Below are 2,925 nucleotides of genomic sequence, written 5' to 3'. Positions count from 1 at the left end.
ACGCCATCAAGGACGCGAAGGCCGCGGACCGGGACCGGCGGAAGAAGGGCACCACCGGGCCGCTGTACGGCATCCCGGTGCTGCTCGACGACTCCATCGACGTGGCCGGAATGCCGACCAGCGGCGGATCGATCGCCCTGCAGAAGGCCAAGCCGAAGGCCGACTCGACGATCGTGGCCAAGCTGAAGGCGGCCGGCGCCATCGTGCTCGGTAAGACGAACGTCACCGAACTCAACGGTGTGTTCGACGCGAACCTGCCCGAGGGATACTCGTCGCTCGGCGGCCAGGTCCTCCTGCCCTCCGACACCGACAAGACTCCCGCCGGCTCGTCCGGCGGATCGGCCGGCGCGACCGCAGCCGGCCTCGCGGCCATCACCATCGGCATGGAGACGTCGACCGACACCGCCCAGCTCATCGGCCCGGCGGCGGTCGCCGGTGTGGTCGGCCTCAAGCCGACCGTCGGGCTGGTGAGCCGTACCGGCGTGCTGCCGGTGGCCAGGTCGCAGGACTCCCCCGGCCCGATCGGCCGGACCGTATACGACGTCGCCACCGGGCTCACCGCCATCACCGGCGCCGACCCCACCGACCCGGCGACGGCCGGCACGGTCGGGGCGGACTACACGGCGGGCCTGTCGACGAACGCGTTGCAGGGCAAGCGGATCGCTGTCCTGTCGAGCACGGCGGCACCGTACTCGACGATGGTCAGCACGCTGCAGGCCCAGGGCGCGACCACGGCGGTGGTGACGCTCAGCACGCCGAGCCCCAACCCGGCGAGCGTGGTCTCCACCGAGTTCAAGCGCGACCTCAACGCCTACCTGGCCGGCCTGATCGGTCCCGGCGCCCGGTCGCTGCGGGAGATCATCGACTACAACACCGCCAACCCGGTGGAGGGTCTCAAGTACCAGCAGGGCGAGTTGCTGGCCGCGCAGGCGGTGGATCTGTCCGACCCGCAGACCGCCGCGGCGTACGCCGCGGACCTCGCGGCCGGCCGGGCCACGAACCGGGCGGTGATCGACACGGTGCTCGCCAACGGGACACCCGACGACCCGAGCGACGACTTCGACGCGATCATGGTGCCCAGCGGCAACGCCGCCATCGGGTACGCCGACCGCGCCGGCTACCCGCTGCTCACCGTCCCGGGCGGGTACGGCGTCGCCGAAAGCTCGGCGGGTCGCAACCCGATCGGCGTCACCTTCGTGGGTACGGCGTTCAGCGAGGCGAAGTTGCTCGCCGCCGGGTACGCCCTCGAACAGGCGACGGCGGTACGGGAGGCGCCGAGCTACACGAACCCGAGCATGTGGCGGTGCGTCCCCGGCAGCACCTTCTTCACCGGGGAGTTCTGCCTCCCCGGTGACCGGCAGCTCGTACTCGGCAAGCGGTAGCCGTGGTGACCGGGCCGCCGGGCCCGGTCACCTGGACGACATATAGGACAAGCGGTGGGGCGGTGTGGCAAGGTGCGCGCCGCCCCACCGCCTGCTCGTGCGACGAGCATGCCTCGCTATCTTGAGCCGGCACAGGTCAGGGGCGGTTCAGGTGGCTCAGGCTGAAGGGACACCGATGTAGGCCGCGAGGTGTTCGCCGGTGAGCGTGGAACGGGCGGCGACGAGGTCGGCGGGTGTGCCCTCGAAGATGACCCGGCCGCCGTCGTGGCCGGCCCCGGGCCCGAGGTCGATGATCCAGTCGGCGTGCGCCATGACCGCCTGGTGGTGCTCGATCACGATGACCGACTTGCCGGCGTCGACGAGCTGGTCGAGCAGGCCGAGCAGGTGCTCGACGTCGGCGAGGTGAAGGCCGGCGGTCGGCTCGTCGAGGACGTAGACGCCACCCTTCTCGGCCATGTGGGTGGCCAGCTTGAGCCGCTGCCGTTCGCCGCCGGACAGCGTGGTGAGCGGCTGGCCGAGGCTGAGGTAGCCGAGGCCGACAGCGGCGAGCCGGCCGAGGATCGCGTGCGCGGCCGGCGTACGCGCCTCGCCTGCGCCGAAGAACTCCTCGGCCTCGGTCACCGACATCGCGAGCACCTCGCTGATGTCGCGGCCGCCGAGGTGGTACTCCAGGACCGACGCCAGGAACCGCTTCCCCTCGCACACCTCGCAGACGGTGGCGACGCCGGCCATCATCGCCAGGTCGGTGTAGACGACCCCGGCGCCGTTGCAGTTGGGGCACGCGCCCTCGGAGTTGGGGCTGAACAGCGCCGGCTTCACGCCGTTGACCTTCGCGAACGCCTTGCGGATCGGGTCGAGCAGTCCGGTGTACGTCGCCGGGTTGCTGCGTCGTGAGCCGCGGATCGCGCCCTGGTCGACCGACACCACACCGGCGCCGGCGGGGATCGACCCGTGCACGAGCGAGCTCTTGCCGGAGCCGGCGACGCCGGTGACGACGACCAGCGCCCCGAGTGGGATGTCGACGTCGACGTCGCGCAGGTTGTGCGTCTTCGCGCCGCGGATCTCCAGCGTGCCGGTGGGCTTGCGTACCGTCTTCTTGAGGGTGGTCCGGTCGCCGAGGTGGCGGCCGGTGAGGGTGTCGCTGGCCCGCAGGCCGTCGACGGTGCCTTCGAAGCAGACGGCGCCGCCCGCCGTGCCGGCGCCGGGGCCGAGGTCGACGACGTGGTCGGCGATCGCGATGGTCTCCGGCTTGTGCTCCACGACCAGCACCGTGTTGCCCTTGTCCCGCAGCCGCAGCAGCAGGCTGTTCATCCGCTGGATGTCGTGGGGGTGCAGACCGATGGTGGGTTCGTCGAAGACGTAGGTGATGTCGGTCAGCGAGGAGCCGAGGTGGCGGATCATCTTGGTGCGCTGCGCCTCGCCGCCGGACAGCGTGCCTGAAGGGCGGTCGAGCGAGAGGTAGCCGAGCCCGATCTCCACGAACGAGTCGAGGGTCCGTCCCAGCGTGGCGAGCAGCGGCGCCACGGTGGGCTCGTCGAGGTCG

2 protein-coding genes are annotated in these 2,925 nt (G+C 71.4%); one reads left to right on the top strand and one right to left on the bottom strand.

Features of this window, described 5'->3' with window-relative positions; translation table 11 throughout:
• Window positions 1–1,382, top strand: a 1,382-nt coding sequence (locus AB0M52_RS32885; protein ID WP_363961726.1) for an amidase family protein, incomplete at its 5' end; no start/stop codon positions are given.
• A 156-nt stretch (window positions 1,383–1,538) separates the two neighbouring features.
• Here the strand turns inward: AB0M52_RS32885 and AB0M52_RS32880 are convergent.
• Window positions 1,539–2,925: ATP-binding cassette domain-containing protein (locus tag AB0M52_RS32880; protein WP_363961724.1), on the bottom strand; the 1,387-nt coding region annotated here is incomplete at its 5' end.

This window comes from Micromonospora sp. NPDC051296, from assembly GCF_040682255.1.
Lineage (GTDB): Bacteria > Actinomycetota > Actinomycetes > Mycobacteriales > Micromonosporaceae > Micromonospora > Micromonospora craterilacus.
This window is presented reverse-complemented; position numbering and strand designations above follow the sequence as displayed.